This window comes from Pontibacter sp. FD36, assembly GCF_015686655.1.
Classification (GTDB): Bacteria; Bacteroidota; Bacteroidia; order Cytophagales; family Hymenobacteraceae; genus Pontibacter.
In genome coordinates this window covers 188,296-205,245 of record NZ_JADPMP010000006.1, presented here as the reverse complement: position 1 = coordinate 205,245, position 16,950 = coordinate 188,296, and the positions used below count along the sequence as shown (strand labels likewise).

At 51.1% G+C, this 16,950-nt stretch carries 13 protein-coding genes; 1 reads left to right on the top strand and 12 read right to left on the bottom strand.

Annotation, left to right across the window (positions count from 1 at the left end):
• Positions 1-156 precede the first annotated feature (156 nt).
• Positions 157-1,803 carry a UxaA family hydrolase gene (locus I0P70_RS10170; RefSeq protein ID WP_196117336.1) on the top strand — a complete coding sequence of 549 codons (1,647 nt, stop codon included), beginning with the start codon at positions 157-159 and terminating at the stop codon, positions 1,801-1,803.
• 109 nt (positions 1,804-1,912) lie between these two features.
• Here the strand turns inward: I0P70_RS10170 and I0P70_RS10165 are convergent, their stop codons facing one another.
• The 12 genes from I0P70_RS10165 to I0P70_RS10110 all read right to left on the bottom strand — a co-directional run bounded on the left by I0P70_RS10165 (position 1,913) and on the right by I0P70_RS10110 (position 16,891).
• Positions 1,913-2,599 carry a LamG-like jellyroll fold domain-containing protein gene (locus I0P70_RS10165; protein ID WP_230392111.1) on the bottom strand — a complete coding sequence of 229 codons (687 nt, stop codon included), beginning with the start codon at positions 2,597-2,599 and terminating at the stop codon, positions 1,913-1,915.
• Between the two features lie 51 nt (positions 2,600-2,650).
• Positions 2,651-3,391 (bottom strand): rhamnogalacturonan acetylesterase, encoded by a 741-nt coding sequence (locus I0P70_RS10160; protein WP_196117334.1) that lies wholly within the window; start codon positions 3,389-3,391, stop codon positions 2,651-2,653.
• A gap of 125 nt (positions 3,392-3,516) precedes the next feature.
• Positions 3,517-3,927 (bottom strand): VOC family protein, encoded by a 411-nt coding sequence (locus I0P70_RS10155; RefSeq protein WP_196117332.1) that lies wholly within the window; start codon positions 3,925-3,927, stop codon positions 3,517-3,519.
• A 21-nt stretch (positions 3,928-3,948) separates the two neighbouring features.
• Entirely contained in the window at positions 3,949-5,190 is a 1,242-nt protein-coding gene (locus tag I0P70_RS10150; protein WP_370583196.1) for a dienelactone hydrolase family protein, read from the bottom strand.
• A 37-nt stretch (positions 5,191-5,227) separates the two neighbouring features.
• On the bottom strand, positions 5,228-7,711 hold the full coding sequence (locus I0P70_RS10145; protein WP_196117330.1) for a glycoside hydrolase N-terminal domain-containing protein: 2,484 nt from the start codon (positions 7,709-7,711) through the stop codon (positions 5,228-5,230).
• A gap of 77 nt (positions 7,712-7,788) precedes the next feature.
• Positions 7,789-8,604: a rhamnogalacturonan acetylesterase gene (locus I0P70_RS10140; RefSeq protein ID WP_196117328.1), complete on the bottom strand. Its 816-nt coding sequence runs from the start codon at positions 8,602-8,604 to the stop codon at positions 7,789-7,791.
• A 94-nt stretch (positions 8,605-8,698) separates the two neighbouring features.
• Complete coding sequence (locus tag I0P70_RS10135; protein WP_196117326.1) at positions 8,699-10,453, bottom strand: glycoside hydrolase family 28 protein; 1,755 nt, start codon at positions 10,451-10,453, stop codon at positions 8,699-8,701.
• A 10-nt stretch (positions 10,454-10,463) separates the two neighbouring features.
• A complete protein-coding gene (locus tag I0P70_RS10130) occupies positions 10,464-12,170 on the bottom strand; it encodes a glycoside hydrolase 43 family protein (RefSeq protein ID WP_230392110.1) in 1,707 nt (568 codons plus the stop codon).
• Between the two features lie 27 nt (positions 12,171-12,197).
• Entirely contained in the window at positions 12,198-13,184 is a 987-nt protein-coding gene (locus I0P70_RS10125; protein ID WP_196117324.1) for a pectinesterase family protein, read from the bottom strand.
• A 25-nt stretch (positions 13,185-13,209) separates the two neighbouring features.
• A complete protein-coding gene (locus I0P70_RS10120; RefSeq protein WP_196117322.1) occupies positions 13,210-14,439 on the bottom strand; it encodes a glycoside hydrolase family 105 protein in 1,230 nt (409 codons plus the stop codon).
• 46 nt (positions 14,440-14,485) lie between these two features.
• A complete protein-coding gene (locus tag I0P70_RS10115) occupies positions 14,486-15,454 on the bottom strand; it encodes a pectinesterase family protein (protein ID WP_196117320.1) in 969 nt (322 codons plus the stop codon).
• Positions 15,455-15,457: 3 nt separating this feature from the next.
• Positions 15,458-16,891: a polysaccharide lyase family 1 protein gene (locus I0P70_RS10110; RefSeq protein WP_196117318.1), complete on the bottom strand. Its 1,434-nt coding sequence runs from the start codon at positions 16,889-16,891 to the stop codon at positions 15,458-15,460.
• Positions 16,892-16,950: the final 59 nt, after the last annotated feature.

The window sequence follows — 16,950 nt, the reverse complement described above, 5'->3', positions numbered from 1 at the left end:
TTCAGATTTCTCCCGAAGGTCGAAATGACACAGTGATGGCTAAACAATGGCAGAAGTTTTGCTGAAAACTTCTGCTTTAATATTTTTCATTTTCCGAAAACTTATGTATACTTGTCTTAGTGCGCAATCGATTGCACATAAGAGCATTTTATAAGCATGGCAAATAATACTTTAAAGATTCATCCGGAGGATAATGTGCTGGTCGCCTTGACAGACCTGCAGGCGGGTGATGTGGTAGAATTCAATGGCAGACAGATCGGGATTGTGGCGAATATACCTGCCAAGCATAAGTTTGCCGAACAGCAACTGACGCCGGGCCAGGAAATCATCATGTATGGCTCGCTGGTGGGCAAGGCTGTGGAGGCTATACCTGCCGGCGGCATCCTGACTACCGGCAATGTCAAGCACCAGGTTTCAGGCTTTACAGGCAAAACTAAAACCATTGGCTGGCAGGCACCAGACGTATCGAAGTGGGTGGACAAGACTTTCCTGGGCTATCACCGCAAAGACGGACAGGTAGGCACAGGTAACTACTGGCTTGTGATACCGCTGGTATTCTGCGAAAACCGCAATGTAGAGACTATCAAGCAGGCTTTCATGGAGACGCTCGGCTTTGGGCACCAGGACCTGTACAAGTCGTATGTGCAACAGATGGTGGATCTTTACCAGGCCGGCAAGACACACGAAATAGCCAAACTACCGCTCAATTCAGTTGCTTCTAACGGACAACAGCGCATCTTTGAGAACATCGATGGCATCAAGTTCCTGACACACGAAGGAGGCTGCGGCGGCATTCGTCAGGATTCGGATATGCTTTGCGCCCTTCTGGCCGGCTATATCCACAACCCGAATGTGGCAGGCGCTACTATTTTGAGTCTGGGCTGCCAGAATGCGCAGGTACCTATACTTGAAGAGCGTATCAAAGCTCTTAACCCGAATTTTTCGAAACCGCTCATTATACTCGAGCAACAGAAAGAGGGTACCGAGCAGGAACTGCTGACACTGGCCATACGTCGCACCTTCCTGGGGCTGGTAGAGGCCAATAAACAAAAGCGTGAGCCCGCACCGCTCAGCAAACTGGTGATCGGACTGGAGTGCGGTGGTTCTGATGGCTTCTCTGGCATTTCGGCTAACCCAGCGGTCGGCCATGTGTCGGACCTGGTGGTGGCATTGGGTGGTAAGTCCATGCTGTCGGAGTTTCCAGAGCTATGCGGCGTAGAGCAAGAGTTGATTAACCGTTGTGTAAGCGACGAGCAAGCTGACCGCTTCGTGCACCTGATGCGTGCCTATGCGCGTGCTGCTGAGGCGGTGGGTTCTGGCTTCGATATGAACCCAAGCCCGGGCAACATCAAAGACGGGCTAATCACAGATGCGATCAAGTCGGCGGGTGCGGCCAAGAAAGGTGGTACCTCCCCTGTAGTGGATGTACTGGACTATGGAGAATATGCAACCCGTCCAGGTCTGAACCTGCTGTGCACGCCGGGCAATGACGTGGAAAGCACCACGGCCATGGCTGGGTCGGGCGCCAACATCATACTCTTTACAACAGGGCTCGGCACGCCGACTGGCAACCCGATCGCTCCGGTGATCAAGGTATCGTCCAACACAAAACTGGCTCAGCGTATGCCCGACATCATTGATGTGGACACAGGTCCGGTGATAGCCGGTGAGAAAACCATTGAAGAGATGGGTGAGGCGATGCTGGACTATATAATTGAAGTAGCCAGTGGCAACATCCAGTCCAAAGCCCAGCAGTTGGGACAGGATGACTTTATACCTTGGAAACGTGGCGTATCACTGTAATACGCCTGATTGATAATAGATTGTTATTGCGTTTGTTAAATGAGGTGAAGGCCGGTTCTTCTTAGGAGGAACCGGCTTTTTTATATACCCAAGCTTAGCAGGTGATAAATTACTTTGTGCTGAATCGTACAGTTTTGATCGTGCCCTTGAACCAGGAGCGTTTGTCCATACGGGTGCCAATGGAAGTGCTGGCAGAAGGACTTATGGGCAGGTAAGTAATCTCTCCCGACACCTCTTCTAATCCATTTACAAAGCCTTTCATCTGACCCCGGCTGTAATGTAGCTTGATGGTAGCCCACTCATCAACTGGATGCGTTTTAGTAGAGTCGATCAGGGTAATTGACGCGTTCTCGGTTCGCATAAAGAAGTCGGCATACCACTGTTGCCGGTTATTGAGCCGAAGCTCGATCAGGATTCTCCTATCTGGGTTAGCAGGGTCCTGTATGTGCAGAAAGCGCTGCTCGATGTTATCGGGATAACCGGTATAGGGCTTAAACTCCACCTCTATTTCAAAATCCTCTGCTCCGGCAATCGGGTTAGAGTTGATCAGCAACCCATCGTCTATACCATCAAACGCAATCGCCAGTTCGTGCGTCCCAGCATCAATTACCTTTGGGTTACCTATTACTGTTGGCTGATACCCCGCAATCGACGTGAGCGAATTGACCTGCCATACCTTTACACCCGGTTGCGATGCCTGTGTTCTGAAATTAGAACAGCTTATACCTGACAGGCACAGGACGCCAAGCATTACTCCTGCTGCAGCGTTCATCCACCACGGCTGTTTACTTTTCATTTCATTTATACCTGTTTCAGGATATACACATCTATTACTGTACCAGCACGCTTACTTTTTCACAATCCTATCTGCCAATTCCAGCTTCTGATCTCTTATGCCGGTCAGTACCAGCTGCGCCATCTTGCGTGCGCCTAGTTCGCTGAAGTGGGTGTTATCATCTTTGCCTTCAGGGTAATTAGGATGCTCACCGGCTTCCAGTTGCAGAAACAGGTGCTTCGAGTTTTCTGTGCCGAACTGCTGCAACAGCTCCTGGCTTTTCTTGTCTAGGTCAATGAGCGGCACTTTATGCTTCTTGGCTACCTCACGTACAATGGCTGAATAGGTGTCGTGTGTTCCCACGATCTTACCGGCTTCGTCGAACTGGCGACGGGCCGCTGGCGTGATCAGTACAGGTATAGCTTTCTTCTTTCTGGTCTCATGTACGAACCGTGCCAGGTTAGCACGGTACTGGTCCTGCGGGGTATAGCTTTTTTTGGTCTCCACTTCGTCGTTGTGCCCGAACTGAATGAACACATAGTCGCCAGCCTGCAGGTTATCTACCACGGGCTGCCATAGGCCTTCCTCAATAAAGGTGCGGGTGCTGCGGCCGTTTTTTGCCCGGTTGTCCACTGTCACGCTTGAATCGAAGAAATGTACAAATGGCATTCCCCAACCCGTCTCCGGATAGGCTTTCGTTTCTTTGATGGAGATGGTGGAGTCACCGATCAGGTATACCTTGATGGGCTGCTTCTGTTGGGCAGGAAGCAATGCCATCAGTAATGTAGTCGCCAACAACAGGAATATTTTCATACGAACACACTTTATTATTTTACAACTGTCACTCTAAAATCAGGCCACTCCACAGGATGGGTGCTTTATCTATTATAGGATGAATGCAACAGTCACCACTTTCTGAATAGCCTAAATACTTACACCTATACCTTCGACGAACGTTCTTTCTCAGCCAGCATCGGCACTCCCCTTTTGCAAAGCTGCAGGGCCAGGCCCCAGGGATCGCGCAGCATCACCAGATGCGAACCATCTTCCAAGTGCTGCTCCGAGACCAAACTTGCTCCTGCAGCGACTAATCGATCCTGATCGGCAATTGGGTTTTCTGACACAAATGCCAGATGCACCAACAGCGGGTTCATTTCCCGGTAGGCCGGCACTTCGTCAGCCGGGTTGAGGTATATCTCCACCATAACCCTCCCACTGTCATCGGCCAGAAAGGTCATAAAAGGCGACTGCTCCATCTGCCGGACAATTGTCATACCCAGGTGTTCCACATACCAGGCCGCCATAGCCACCGGGTCTTCTACATTCAACGCAAAGTGTTCTAATTTCATAAAAGTATTCTCTCTTCGTACTTATTTCAGCCATTTCTCCAGCCACTCAAAAGCATCGTTCTGCATGGCGATGGTCATTGAGTGTGGCACGTCGTAATAGCTGGCCTTGAATTTATCTGCAGCCTTCATCTTGCTGTAGATGTCGGTCAGTTTTGTTTCTGCAGCTTTCATACCAGCTGGGTTAAATAGCTTGTCCTGCTGACAGTTCTGCACCAACAGTGGACGCGGTGCATTCAGCGAAGCCACATCGGGCAGGTCCAGGTATTGGTACTGCCTTGGCACATACATCATCCAGGTATGGCGCACGTGTTCCTGCAGCATGTGCTCGTAGGTAGTAGAAAAAGCCGCCACTACACCTGTCTTAATCCTGGCATCGAGACCGAAAAGGTACGTGCTACGCAACCCGCCCAGCGACAAGCCGATGCAGCCGATCCGCTCCGGGTCTACCTCCGGGCGCGACAACAGGTAATCAATCGCTACTCTGTCGCTATGCACGATCATGCCGAGCCAGGTGGTACCCGCTGTCAGGATGGTCTTGTTCATCGGTATCTCCTGTGCTCCGGCAAACTTGTTATAAGCTTTGATGTTCTCGCTCTCGTCTTCCGTGACTTTGTCATAATAGGACTTCGCGTTTTTATCGCTTACCAGTTCCGGGTCTAGCTTCTGCGACCCAAAATAAGGCGCATCTGGCGAGAGCACCACAAAGCCCCTTTTAACTAATTCGTCGGCATAAGCCCTGCCTTCATATAGGTTCTGAATATACTCTACCAGCACCTCCGGCTGATCATCGGTGATACTGTGTTTTTCTTTCCCGAAAAAGTAAAAGCCGCCATGGTCGTGCAGGGCAATGATGGCTGGAGCAGGTTTGGTCAGGTTATCAGGTATAAGCAAAAAAGCTTCTGTTTGCTGGCCTGCGCTTACATTGTAGCGCACTAGGTGCTGGGTATAGCCATCGCGCTTGGTGGTGCTGATAACCTGACTTTGTAAAGGTACATGCTCCGGGCTGTAAGCCAGCAATTCCTGCAGTTTTCCCTTTGCTTCTTTCCGCCACTTTTCTGTGTTGCGGTGCTTACTGTTCAGGAAGGAGAGGCTGCTGTTATTTTTAGCAGCATGAGATTGGAGCAGTGGATAAAAGTTACCCACATCTGACTTCTGTGCATCGGCAGTAGCAGCAACCAATATGAGCCATACCCATAAGTATGCCTTCGCTAGTGGTTGCCATCTCTTGCTCAACATCTGGTTGATTACCTTCACAATGTACACGTAAGCAGGTATAAGCGCCCGTGAGATGGGCTATACCTTAGTTTAATCTTAACAAATAAGTTTTTCCTTTTTCAGTAGCCAGATCGAGTTCTAGCACATCGGCTATACTTCCCTCCTGCAATTGTGCTTTCTCCGATACCAATGGATCTTTAATAGCTGCTCTCTGGTAAAAGAAGTTTGGGTTTTCACCAGTTGCTTCTTTCAGGTTACCTTTACTGGCTAATTGCAAGAGTTCGCTTGTTCTGATGCGGCAGTTGCCACCCAGTTTGGAATGTATTTTCACTGTTTTCACTTTTCCTGCCTCCCAGGCCATATCTATCACAAAACCGCCTCTCGCTACCAGTCCTTTTACCTCACCGGTTTGCCACACATCGGGCAGCGCCGGAAGCACATGCAGCGTCCCATCATGACTTTGAAGTAACATCTCAGCTATACCTGCCGTGCAACCGAAATTGCCATCAATCTGGAAAGGTGGATGCGCGTCGAACAGGTTCGGATAAGTGCCTCCACTCTCTCCTTTGCCTTCCAGTCCGGCAGGTGTCAGTTGGTCCTGTATCAGTTTATAAGCACGGTTGCCATCCAGCAGCCTTGCCCACAGGTTCACTTTCCAACCCATCGACCAGCCTGTAGATTTGTCACCCCGGTAAACAAGCGAGTTTTTGGCAGCTTCAAACAAATGAGGATGGCTATAAGGCGAAACCTGGTTGCTCGGGAATAAGCCGTAAAGATGGGAAACGTGGCGGTGTTTATCATCTTTCCGATCTAAGTCCTGCAACCACTCCTGCAATTGGTTATGCTGCCCTATCTGCATAGGAGGCAACCTGTCTTTCATGGTGCGTAGTGAGTCGGCAAAAGCCAGATCAGTATTCAGCACTTCGGAAGCTCTAATCACATTGCTGAAAAGATCGAAGATAAGCTGGTTATCCATGGTGGTTCCGGCGGCAATAGACACACCGCTCTGGTGTTTGTTCTCCGGCGACATAGACGGACTTACCACCAGCCATTTGTTCGTTGGCTCCTCTTGCAACACATCGGCGTAGAACAAGGCTGCACCTTTAAGTACCGGGTATACCTCTTTCAGAAAAGCCTGATTGCCGGTATACAGATAACGTTGCCACAGATGCTGCGTCAGCCAGGCTCCTCCCATAGGCCACAGGCCATAAAAAGCACCGTCAATGGGGCCGGTCATCCGCCAAATGTCCGTATTATGATGCATCATCCAGCCGCGGGCCCCATACATTTTGGCGGCACTTTCTTTACCGGCCTGCGAGAGATCTTTCAGCATGCCAAACAGTGGTTCGTGCATTTCTGAAAGGTTGGTTACCTCAGACGGCCAATAATTCATTTCGGTGTTGATATTGACAGTATACTTGCTGTCCCAGGACGGTGCGATTTTGTCGTTCCAGATGCCCTGTAGGTTAGCGGGCTGTGTACCCGGCTGCGAACTAGAGATAAGCAGGTAGCGTCCGAACTGAAAATACAGTGCCGCTAAATGCGGGTCGTTCGAACTAGCAAAAGCAGCCAGGCGTTCGTCCGTTGGTTTCTGCATAGCTGCAGTCGTGCCCAGGTTCAGGGAAGCACGGTCGAAGTAGTTTCTGTAGAAGGCGATATGCTCTGCTTTTGCTTTCTTATACTTCTTCTTAACGGCACTGGTCAGCAAACTTGCTGCTTTTGCCTCGCCAATGCTACTCAGGTCTTTGTAGTTTTTAAAATTTGTACCAATGGAGATATAGATCGTGGCGGCATTGGCTCCGCTCACCTGTACGCCTTCCGGTGTGCTGGTGACCTTGCCTCCCTCCGCTTCAGGTTTAACACGCGTTTCAAATTTTACCTTCCCTTTTTTGTTGTCTGCATCACCGGAAACACCGCTCAGCAAAAGCTGGTTATCCTGTGTTCTGACCGTGTAACTTTTGTGTGGACTATCGGCCGTGAGTGTAAAGTTTATACTTTTAGGCTTATCTGCTGTAAGCCGCACGATCACGACATCATCCGTGAATGATGATAATACTTCCCGCTTGAACGTAACGCCGTTTACTTTATAAGAAACCGTTGCGGTGGCTTGTTGAATATCCAGATCACGGTAGTAGTCTGTGGCTTGCTTGTGGCCCGGAAAGGAAATAAACAGATTTCCGACTGGCTGATAAGGCATACCATAATTGTTATCGGCGGCCGGATGGCGGGGAATCTTTTCAGAAGCCAGATCATGCGCTTCTTTATGCCTCCCTGCATTTATAAGTGCTCTGATTTCGGGCAACGCGCTATGTAATGCAGTCAACACATTATTACCCGGTTCACCAGCCCAAACCGTCTCTTCATTCAGCTGCAACTGTTCCTGTGCCGGCTGGCCGAAGACCATGGCTCCTAATCGCCCGTTTCCAAGTGGCAGTGCTTCATTCCAGTTGCCGGCAGGCTGTTTATACCAAAGCTTGTGGTACATACTAGCTTCGTTTTGGGCCGAAGCGCTACCTACGCTAAACCAAAGTGAGACTACAAGCCATAAGAAGTGTCGTCTGATGTTCATATCATTCAGTTGAGTTATAGGTCAATGATTCCATGCTCTCCACGGGTATAATAGCCCGGAGCCGTAACTCAGTTGCGTTACTTCTTCGCTGCAGCGCCTCCTTTCAAACTCTTCATCCCGTTAAACACAAGCTGCGCAACCGCTGTAGCACCTGCACCTTTAAAATGCGTGTTATCCTTCTGCCCGTCAGGGTATGCTACATATTCACCGGGCGCCAGGTGCATAAAATAATGCTTTGTTACATAATCCTGACCTTTGGCAGTGAAATGGTCAATGGATAGCTGCGTCAAATCGATTAGCTGCACGTTCAGTTCCTTGGCTACATCTTTCACCGCCTGTGGGTACTCGCCGTGCACATTGCTTAACTGGCCATCTTTCCACGGATAATTGCGGTTCACCGGAGTGATCAGAATCGGAATGGCTTTCTTTTCGCGGGTCTGGTTAACGTACAGGCGCAGATACTCTTTGTAGGCTGTTACATTGGTGTAGCGCTCTGGTTTGTTCTCGGCAGCATCGTTGTGCCCGAACTGAATCATGACCAGATCACCTTTCTGCAGTGAGCGAACAACCGCCGACCAGCGGCCTTCTTCAAAGAAAGTACGCGTGCTGCGTCCTCCCCTTGCTCTGTCATCTACTACCACGCTGTCTGCTTTGATCAAATGGCGGAGTTTGGTCAGGCTGTCAGGCCGCATGAAGGGCTGGAACATCTGCCCCCAGCCGGCCACCGGGTAGCGCTTGAGCATATAGTCTTCCTCTTCATAATCGCCTGTATAATCAGCCACAGTAGAGTCGCCGATCAGGTATACCGTCACTGTTTTCTTCTTGAAAGGAATAAAGGCCATCAGCGCCAGGCTTAGAGCTATTGCGGCAAGTCCAAAAGCTAGCTTCTGCATTGTTGTGTTATTTCAGGTAAAAAGTTTCTGATGATGGGAGATAAAAAAGCATGGCCCCACAGTGACCATGCTTAGTGTTTCAAATGAAAGTTCTTTACTCTATGTTGAGTGCCGTGCCAGTCAGGTCTTTCCCTTTCGAAACCTGTTTGGCGGCGTTGTTAAAGTCTTTTTTCTCTAGGCGCACCTTCTCCGTCTTCGGCCCGAGTATTTTTACCACCGGCTCTTTCCCCTCGTTGTAGCTAAAGCCTGTGATGTCAATGTTCTTGCTGTTGAAAATGGTTAATGCTGGTCCTTGTTCTGCTTCTACCTTCACATTTTTGAGCACAATGCCGTCAGAATCTACTGCAGTTATCCCTTTCTTGGCTTTCAGTACGGCATTTTCAATGTTCACATTTTGCAGGTTCATCTCTGGCAAACCTTGTAGCGCCAGCGCCTCGTCAGCACCAGCCACACGTATGTTTTTCATGTAGATGTTCTTGAACGAAGGTGTCTTTTCTGTCACCGACTCCAGCTTTTCCTCCTTCTTAGCCCCGCCTTGCTCGGCATCCATGGTAGGTGAGTTACCGCCATAGAACAGGTTAAAACTGATGGCCTGTGTCGGGATGTTGATCATGTCGATGTTAGAGATATAGATGTTCTCTACCACACCACCACGACCGCGTGTGCTCTTAAAGCGCAGTCCGATGTCGGTGCCAATGAACGTACAGTTAGACACGTGCACGTTCTTCACGCCGCCAGACATTTCGCTGCCTACCACGAAGCCGCCATGACCGTGGTATACCACATTGTTTTTCACGATCACGTTCTCAGTAGGTATACCGCGATCACGACCGTCTTTGTCCTTACCGGATTTAAAACAAATGGCATCGTCACCTACGTCGAAGGTGTTGTTATACACCACGGCATTCTTGCAAGACTCTAGGTCTAGGCCGTCGCCGTTCTGCGAGTACCAAGGGTTGCGCACGGTCAGGTTGCGGATGGTCACATCTTCGCACATTAGCGGGTGCAGGTTCCAAGCTGGAGAGTTCTGGAAAGTAGGACCGTCCAGCATCACTTTTTTACTGTTAATTATACTCAGGAGCACTGGGCGCATGAAGTCTTTTATCGGCTCAAATTGTTCTTTCTCCGTCAGATCAAGTGGCACGTTGAAGTTGCCGGTTGTAGCCCCGTTCTTCGAGCTTTGAGAAGGATACCACGTCTTGCCATCGTTGCTCAGCACACCACCGGAATTCACCAAGGTTTTCCACTGCGCGTCGGTCATTTTGCCTTTCTTCACCGGGCGCCAAGCATCGCCATTTCCGTCAAAAACGCCTTTACCGGTAATAGCCACATTCTCCAGTCCATATCCTGAGATCGGTGACTGGCAGCGGAAAGTATTGAGTCCCTCGAAGCTGGTCTTCACAAGCGGATAATCATCGAAGTCTTTGCTGAACAAAATCAGTGCACCGTCCTCTGCATGCAGGTTGATATTGCTTCTCATCACAATCGGGCCCGTATACCACATACCACGTGGTATCACCACCGTACCACCGCCTTTAGCAGAAACATCCGCTATGGCTCTTTCAAAGGCTTGTGTATTTTTAGTGAGGCCATCGCTTACAGCCCCAAAATCAGTGATGCTGACACGGTAGCTGCCGAACGTTGGCTCCTGCACACGCGGCATATCGAACTCGATGCCTTCGTATACCCAATCGGTGTTGGCAGTGCTGGCTGTTGCTGCTACAGGAGCAGCGGTAGGGCTATTTGTAGAGGCAGTTGTGGCTGGCTGTTGCTGACAGCCGAATTGTAGTGCCCCGGCTAAACCTGCTACCAGTAACAAGCGGTGTTTAAAGAACTTCTTCGTAATCATATCTTCAGCTTTAGTCTCTTACAGAAATTTTAGATGGATTAGGTGTGATGCGGAACCAGTCTACATCAGCGTAACCCGAGTCGTTGGTTTTGCCGGGACGGGTTGCAAACAAACCTACCTTGGCGCCTATCCAGCGGCCTGGCACAGCTGTGAAGGGAGTTCCAACCGACTTGAAAGTCGTGCCGTCTTCGCTATAGCTGAATTGGCACGTAGCGTCTTTGCCCACATTCACCCGAAAATAAACCTCATTGCCATTCAATTTGCCCAACATCTCCTCTTTCTCCGGTGTGCCTTTATCGGCTTTAATAGCCGTGTTGTAAGTCAGGTATAGCCCATCCGGTTTGCTCACCAGCGATACATAGGCATAGTTCTCGCCCATCACGATGAGGCCACTGCGCTCGTCCTGCAGTTTCGGGTTTGGCGTGAATTTGAGTTTGGTAGTAGTCGTGAAGGTCTCTGCCGGGAACTTCTGCAGCAAAAGGTTCGGCACATCCCAGTAGTTCTTGAAATCTTCAGGAAGCTGCCCCGTGAACAAGCGCAGCTGTCCTTTGGTGCCGGTTGGGAAGGCCCAGGTTGATTTTGGGTTGGCATGCCACTGCCACTGCAGCCCTAAGGTATGGCCATCAAATTCATCTGATTCTGGTGGTGTAGCCTTTGCGTATTCTTTGCCTACATTTGGCTTCTGGTAGGTCAGCACAGGCTCCCCTTTTCCGTCGCCGTCTTTGTCTATACCTATCACAGGCCAGTCATTCACCCACTTCATCGGGTTCAGGTGCACCACGCGGCCATAGGCTTCTATATCCTGAAAATGGATAAACCAATCCTCGCCCGTCGTAGTCTCCACCCAGGCTCCCTGGTGCGGACCGTTGATCGGTGTGTTGCCCTGGTCCATCACGATCTTCTCTTCGTAAGGACCATACACGTTCTTCGAGCGCAGCACCAACTGCCAGCCAGTCGACACGCCACCGGCCGGAGCGAAAATGTAGTAGTAGCCGTTGCGCTTGTAGAACTTCGGTCCTTCCACGGTCGGGTGCGCGTCATGCCCGTCGAATATCATCATGCCTTCGTCCAGTACCTTCGTACCATCCGGCTTGAGTTTATTGATGGTGAGAATACTCTTTATACCTGCGCGACTTCCGGCCCAGCCATGTACCAGGTAGGCTTTGCCGTCTTCGTCCCACAGCGGACAAGGGTCGATCAGACCTTTGCCTTCCTTCACCAGCACCGGCTTCTCCCATTGTCCGGCGGGATCTTTGGTCTTCACCATGTAAATACCGAAATCCGGATCGCCCCAGTAGATGAAAAACTCACCGTTATGGTGCCGGATAGCAGGCGCCCATACCCCGTTACCATGCTGTGGCTTTGAGAAATGATCGTAAGGCGTATTGCGGTCGAGTGCATAGCCGATGATGCTCCAGTTCACCAAGTCATTGGAGTGCAGAATCTGCAAACCAGGTATAGCATTGAAGCTCGAAGAGGTCATGTAATAATCTGAACCCACCTGCACCACATCCGGGTCGGAGTAGTCGGCGTACAGAATGGGATTCTTATACCTGCCATCGCCTAAATCAGACACCCATACCTCCGAAATGGCACTTGGTGTGTGCTGTATTGTCTCTGCAGTTGCGTTTGTACTTTCTTTCTGCACCAGGCCTGAACAGGAACTGAGCAGTACGGAAAAACAAACGGCAGCATAAAGTACAGGTTTCTTAGTCATAGCGAAGGGGTTTAATGTTGCAAAGGTTTATTTACTGGCCGCGACGTAAGGTTGTCCCGGTATCCAGCCGTTAAAGATCTTTTCCAGGGTATAGTCTTCCAGTTGCTTTTTGCTGAGCTGGTGCGCCCATTTCACCCGCTTTCCGGCTTTGGCACCCGGCCCTTTGGACTTATACTCGGCATAAAAAGTCGTTTGCTCAGCCTCCGGCTTGCTCCAGTTGTGCCAGCCCTCCGGCTTGATGTGCGAACCCAGGTAGCTGTTGATGAATACGGTTTTGGCATGCGGCCTCCAGGGGCGGCCCAGGTAGTAAGAGCCCTTCGGAGCGTCGCCGGTGAGGCGGCAGTTCAGGAAAACAAAACCGAAAGGTGCTCCCTCCACTGTTGAGGCGGCGGTCACATAGCTGCCCCCTTTTTTGCTGTAGATCTCACAGTTGTCGAACACAGCCGTTGACCAGCCAAAGATGAAGTCGGTGGTGCCTTCGATGTAACAGTTCTTGTAATATTGCCGGCTCTTCTCACCATGCGGGTATAGCGTGTCCTGATTGCCCAGAAAGCGGCAGTTGGTGAACATCACCCGGTCACCGTCGATGCGCACCGCCACCGCCTGCCCTACCGGGCCAGCGGAGTTCTCGAAGGTGATGTTCTCGGCTGAGAAATCATCTCCGAACACAAAAAAACTGGTAGAGCCGGTCGTGCCCATCTCCTCGCCGAAGCGGTTCTTTTTAGAGGCATAGTCGTCGTAGGTCAGGATGGTATGCTGCACATCCTCTCCTACCAGTTTCACCATGGTTTTAGAAGTCGGCAGTACCAGTTTCTCTTTGTACACGCCGCTTTTAATGTAGATCGTCGTGGTGTTTTTGCGGAAATCCGGTACGGCGTTGATGGCTTCCTGAACCGACCTGAAATCACCGCTCCCGTCTTCGGCAACGACAAAGTCATAGGCAGAAGTCTGTGCCTTTGCCAGCGCAAATTGAAAGAGTAAAGTAATCAGTAACAGGTAAGTTTTCAATGTCATGCTTGCTTTATGCAGTTGCTATACCTTATCGTGCAGCAGCCGCGCTTTTCAGTTCTTCAAATTCAATGGAGGCCATGATGAACGGACCTACTGCCTTGGGATCGTTATCGCGTTTCGGCTCGGAGATGTAGTACTCGTAGGTGCCTTCGCGGTAAGGTTTGCCACCCAGCCCGGCCACAGCGCAAACTTCTGTGATGCTGATGCCGCCGTCTGCATCCTGACGGATGAAGTTATCCAGTATACCCTGATAGCCCTTGGTAGCCGCCTGCATGTAGCTCTGGTCGAGGAAGCCCTTTTTGCTGGCTTTTACCAGAAAGTAAGTGAACATGCTCGAAGCCGAAGATTCCAGGTAATTGCCCTCACGACCGCCCTGATCTACTACCTGCCACCAAAGGCCGGTTTTGGGATCCTGATACTGCACAATAGCCTTCGCCAGCTTTTGGGTGATCTGCAGGATCTCGGCACGTTTCGGATGGTCCTGCGGAAAGTGGTCCAGCACATCAACCAGCGACATGGCAAACCAGCCCATGGCGCGACCCCATACCTCCGGCGAACGACCTGTCTGTGGGTCTGCCCATTGCTGCTCGCGGCTCTCGTCCCAACCGTGGTGGTAGAGACCCTTTTCCGGATTCCAGGTATACTTGTCAACTAAAATAATCTGCTTGGCCACATCATCAAACAAAGCTGGCTCGTTATATTTGGCGGCATACTCTGCCAGAAAAGGCGAAGCCATATACAGGCCGTCGAGCCACATCTGGTGCGGATATACCTTCTTGTGCCAGAAGCCGCCTTCACTCGTGCGCGGGTGCGTGCGCATCTGGTCGCGCAGGTTGTCAAATGCTATTTTATACCTTTCGTCGCCCGTTTCCTCGTAGAGCTTGATCAGGAACTTGCCCGGGTTCACGCGGTCAATGTTGTAATCCAGTTTCTTGTAAGTGCGGATAGTGCCGTCCGCCGTGATCATGGTGTCGGCGAAGGTCTTGATGTAGTTGAAGTATTTCTCGTCGCCGGTCTGTTTCCATACCCGCTCGAGGGCGCTGGCAAACAGGCCCTGGGTATAATCCCACTTCGGCTTCGGCTGAAAATCGATCATCCATCCTTCCGGACTGCGCTTCATCTCAGAGTCTGCCATTTGCACCGACCAAGGTTTAGCGTCCTCCTGTGTCACAGACTGTTGCTGTTGCGCCGTGTCGCTTGTTTTGCAGGCGGTAGTCAGGAGTATCAGGGCGGCTACTGTATAGCGTATCAGTTTCATAAGCTTGTTTATTGCGTAGGCTTTTCAGCTTTCGTGTTCTTTTTGATTATTTCGTACCTACAGCGCTTGTCGCTTTCAGTTCAGGCTTCCAGTTGTCTTTACCAGCCAATATTGTTTCGGGCGTATAGCGCTTGGCTTCTTTTACTGTCAGTTGTCTGGACCATTTCGCCCGCTGCTCAGGTATAGCACCAGGTCCGGAGGAATTGTACTCGGCATAAAATGCTGTCTGCTCAGCCTCCGGCTTGTTCCAATTGTGCCATCCTTCGGGGCGGATGTGGCCACCCAATCGCGTGTTCAGAAAAACCGTCTGGGCGAAAGGCCGCCAAGGTCTGCCCAGGTATACCTTAAGCTTGTCATCGGCCGCTGTTACGGTGCAGTTCAGAAAGACAAACCCGAATGGCTGCCCTTCGGGTGTAGAAGCCGCTGTGATGTAAGAGTTCTTCTTGCACTGAATGGTGCAGCGCTCAAACACCGAGGTGGCTGGCCCGAAAATAAAGTCAGTCGTACCCTCGATGTAGCAATCCACGAAGTATTGCCGGCTGCCACTCACGCCAACATACAGCGTATCCTGATCACCGACAATGCGGCAGTTCCGGAACACCGCCCGGTCGGCCTCCACGTGCAGCGCCACGGCTTGGCCTACCGGTCCGGCAGTGTTCTCGAAGGTAATGTTTTCGGCCTTGAAGCCATTGCCCTGCACCAGCACGGTGTAGGAGGTAAAGGTGTTGATATCGCCTTTGCCCGAATAATCGTCCCAGGCAATGATTGTTTTATGTTTGTCTTCCCCAATCAGGTGGATGTCGGTTTTCCAGGAAGGAATCACCACCTTTTCACGGTAAGTGCCGTTCTTCACAAACACTTCCACACCCCCAACCGGGAAGGCAGGTATAGCATCGATCGCCTCCTGCACACTGGTATAGTCGCCGCTGCCGTCCTGGGCCACCACCAGCTTTTTGTGCTGTGTCTGCGCCGCCCAGAGGCTAAGAGAAAGTAGTATGGTCAGGAAGTATTTCATTTACTACAATTCGGTTGTCGGTTTTACTAAACTGTTCAGGTATACCTCCACGTTGGTGTACTGCTTGTCTAAGGTATAGCCAGCCGCATCAGCCGGGTCATTCGGGTTCAGGTTTTGCTGCAATTCCCAGGCATCCGGCATGCCGTCCTGGTCCTTGTCTTCGGGTGCAGGCGCTGACTTCAGTTCCGGCCATCCACCTACATCCTGCTGTGAGTCGATGATACCGTTTTTCTTGCTGCCGCTGGTTGGTTTGCCGGAGCGCACATCAGCTACCACACGGGCATCCACGGCATCCCGCTTGTGACTGGCTCCGGCATGGCCCAGCACCAGTTCGTAAGCCTGGGCAGCTGTTTGTTCTTTGATGGCTGCCACCTCAAAAGGATTAACCGCTCGGGCAGAATCCGGGTGATTAGCCTGCACACCGCCTGCCCAGTTGTTTTTGGTGATGGCCGGGTATCCCTCTACATGGTTTCCATTTACATAAAATTTCCCGTATGGCTGCGAAGGGTTCACAATGCGATCTTCTTTGGAAGAGTTCGTAGCCGGGCCTGCCTTGTAGTAATTGTTCACCATATTATAGCGGCCTTTCTCCCCTCCGTATGAACTGTTGTGCACCCAGTTGAAGATGACGTTGTTTCTGAAATCCACCAGTTCGTCCGGACTGTTCGGCGTAGACTTGGAGCCGGAGAAACGCGGTGTGCGGCTGCTGTGGTTAGCGATCAGGTTGTGGTGAAAGCTGGCGCGCTCTCCTCCCCAGATGCCACCGTAGCCATGGTCGCCCTTGGCATGTACTGATCTATTCAGGCTTTCGGAAACAATGCTCCACTGCAGTGTGAAGTTCTTGTTGCGGTAAAAAGAAGCGCACTCGTCGGTGGCCCAGCTCATAGAGCAATGGTCAATGATGATGTTGCTGCGGCCTTTGTTGCCACTCAAAGCGTCTTCCTGCTGCTCTGTCACGTCGCCCAGCCGGAAGCGCAAGTAGCGCAGGATCACATTATCTGCCTTGACATTGACCGGATAGTTGCGGATGGCAATACCATCGCCCGGCGCCGACTGGCCGGCGATGGTCACATCGCCGTTGTTGATGTCCAGTGGCTCTTTAAGCGCGATGGTACCTGACACGGCAAATACAATTATGCGTGGGCCTTTTTTCTGGATGGCCTTGCGCAAGCTGCCTTCCCCACTGTCTTCAAGGTTAGTGACATACACCACCTGCCCGCCGCGGCCGCCGGTCGTGTATTTGCCAAAGCCCTCCGCTCCCGGAAAAGCCAGTGGCTTTGTGTCAGCAGGTATAGCCGGACTTGTGGATGCTGTTACTGTCTCTGCAGATGACCCGACAGGTATACCTGTCGGGTGCGATGCGCACCCAGCCAGGCATACTACCAATAGCGCCACGCTATTTGATATCAGTTTCTTTAGGTCGTTTCGGGTTATCATGCTGTTAATTTCTATGCTTCAGGTATAGGTGCTCTTTTCAGGGCTATACCTTATTTATC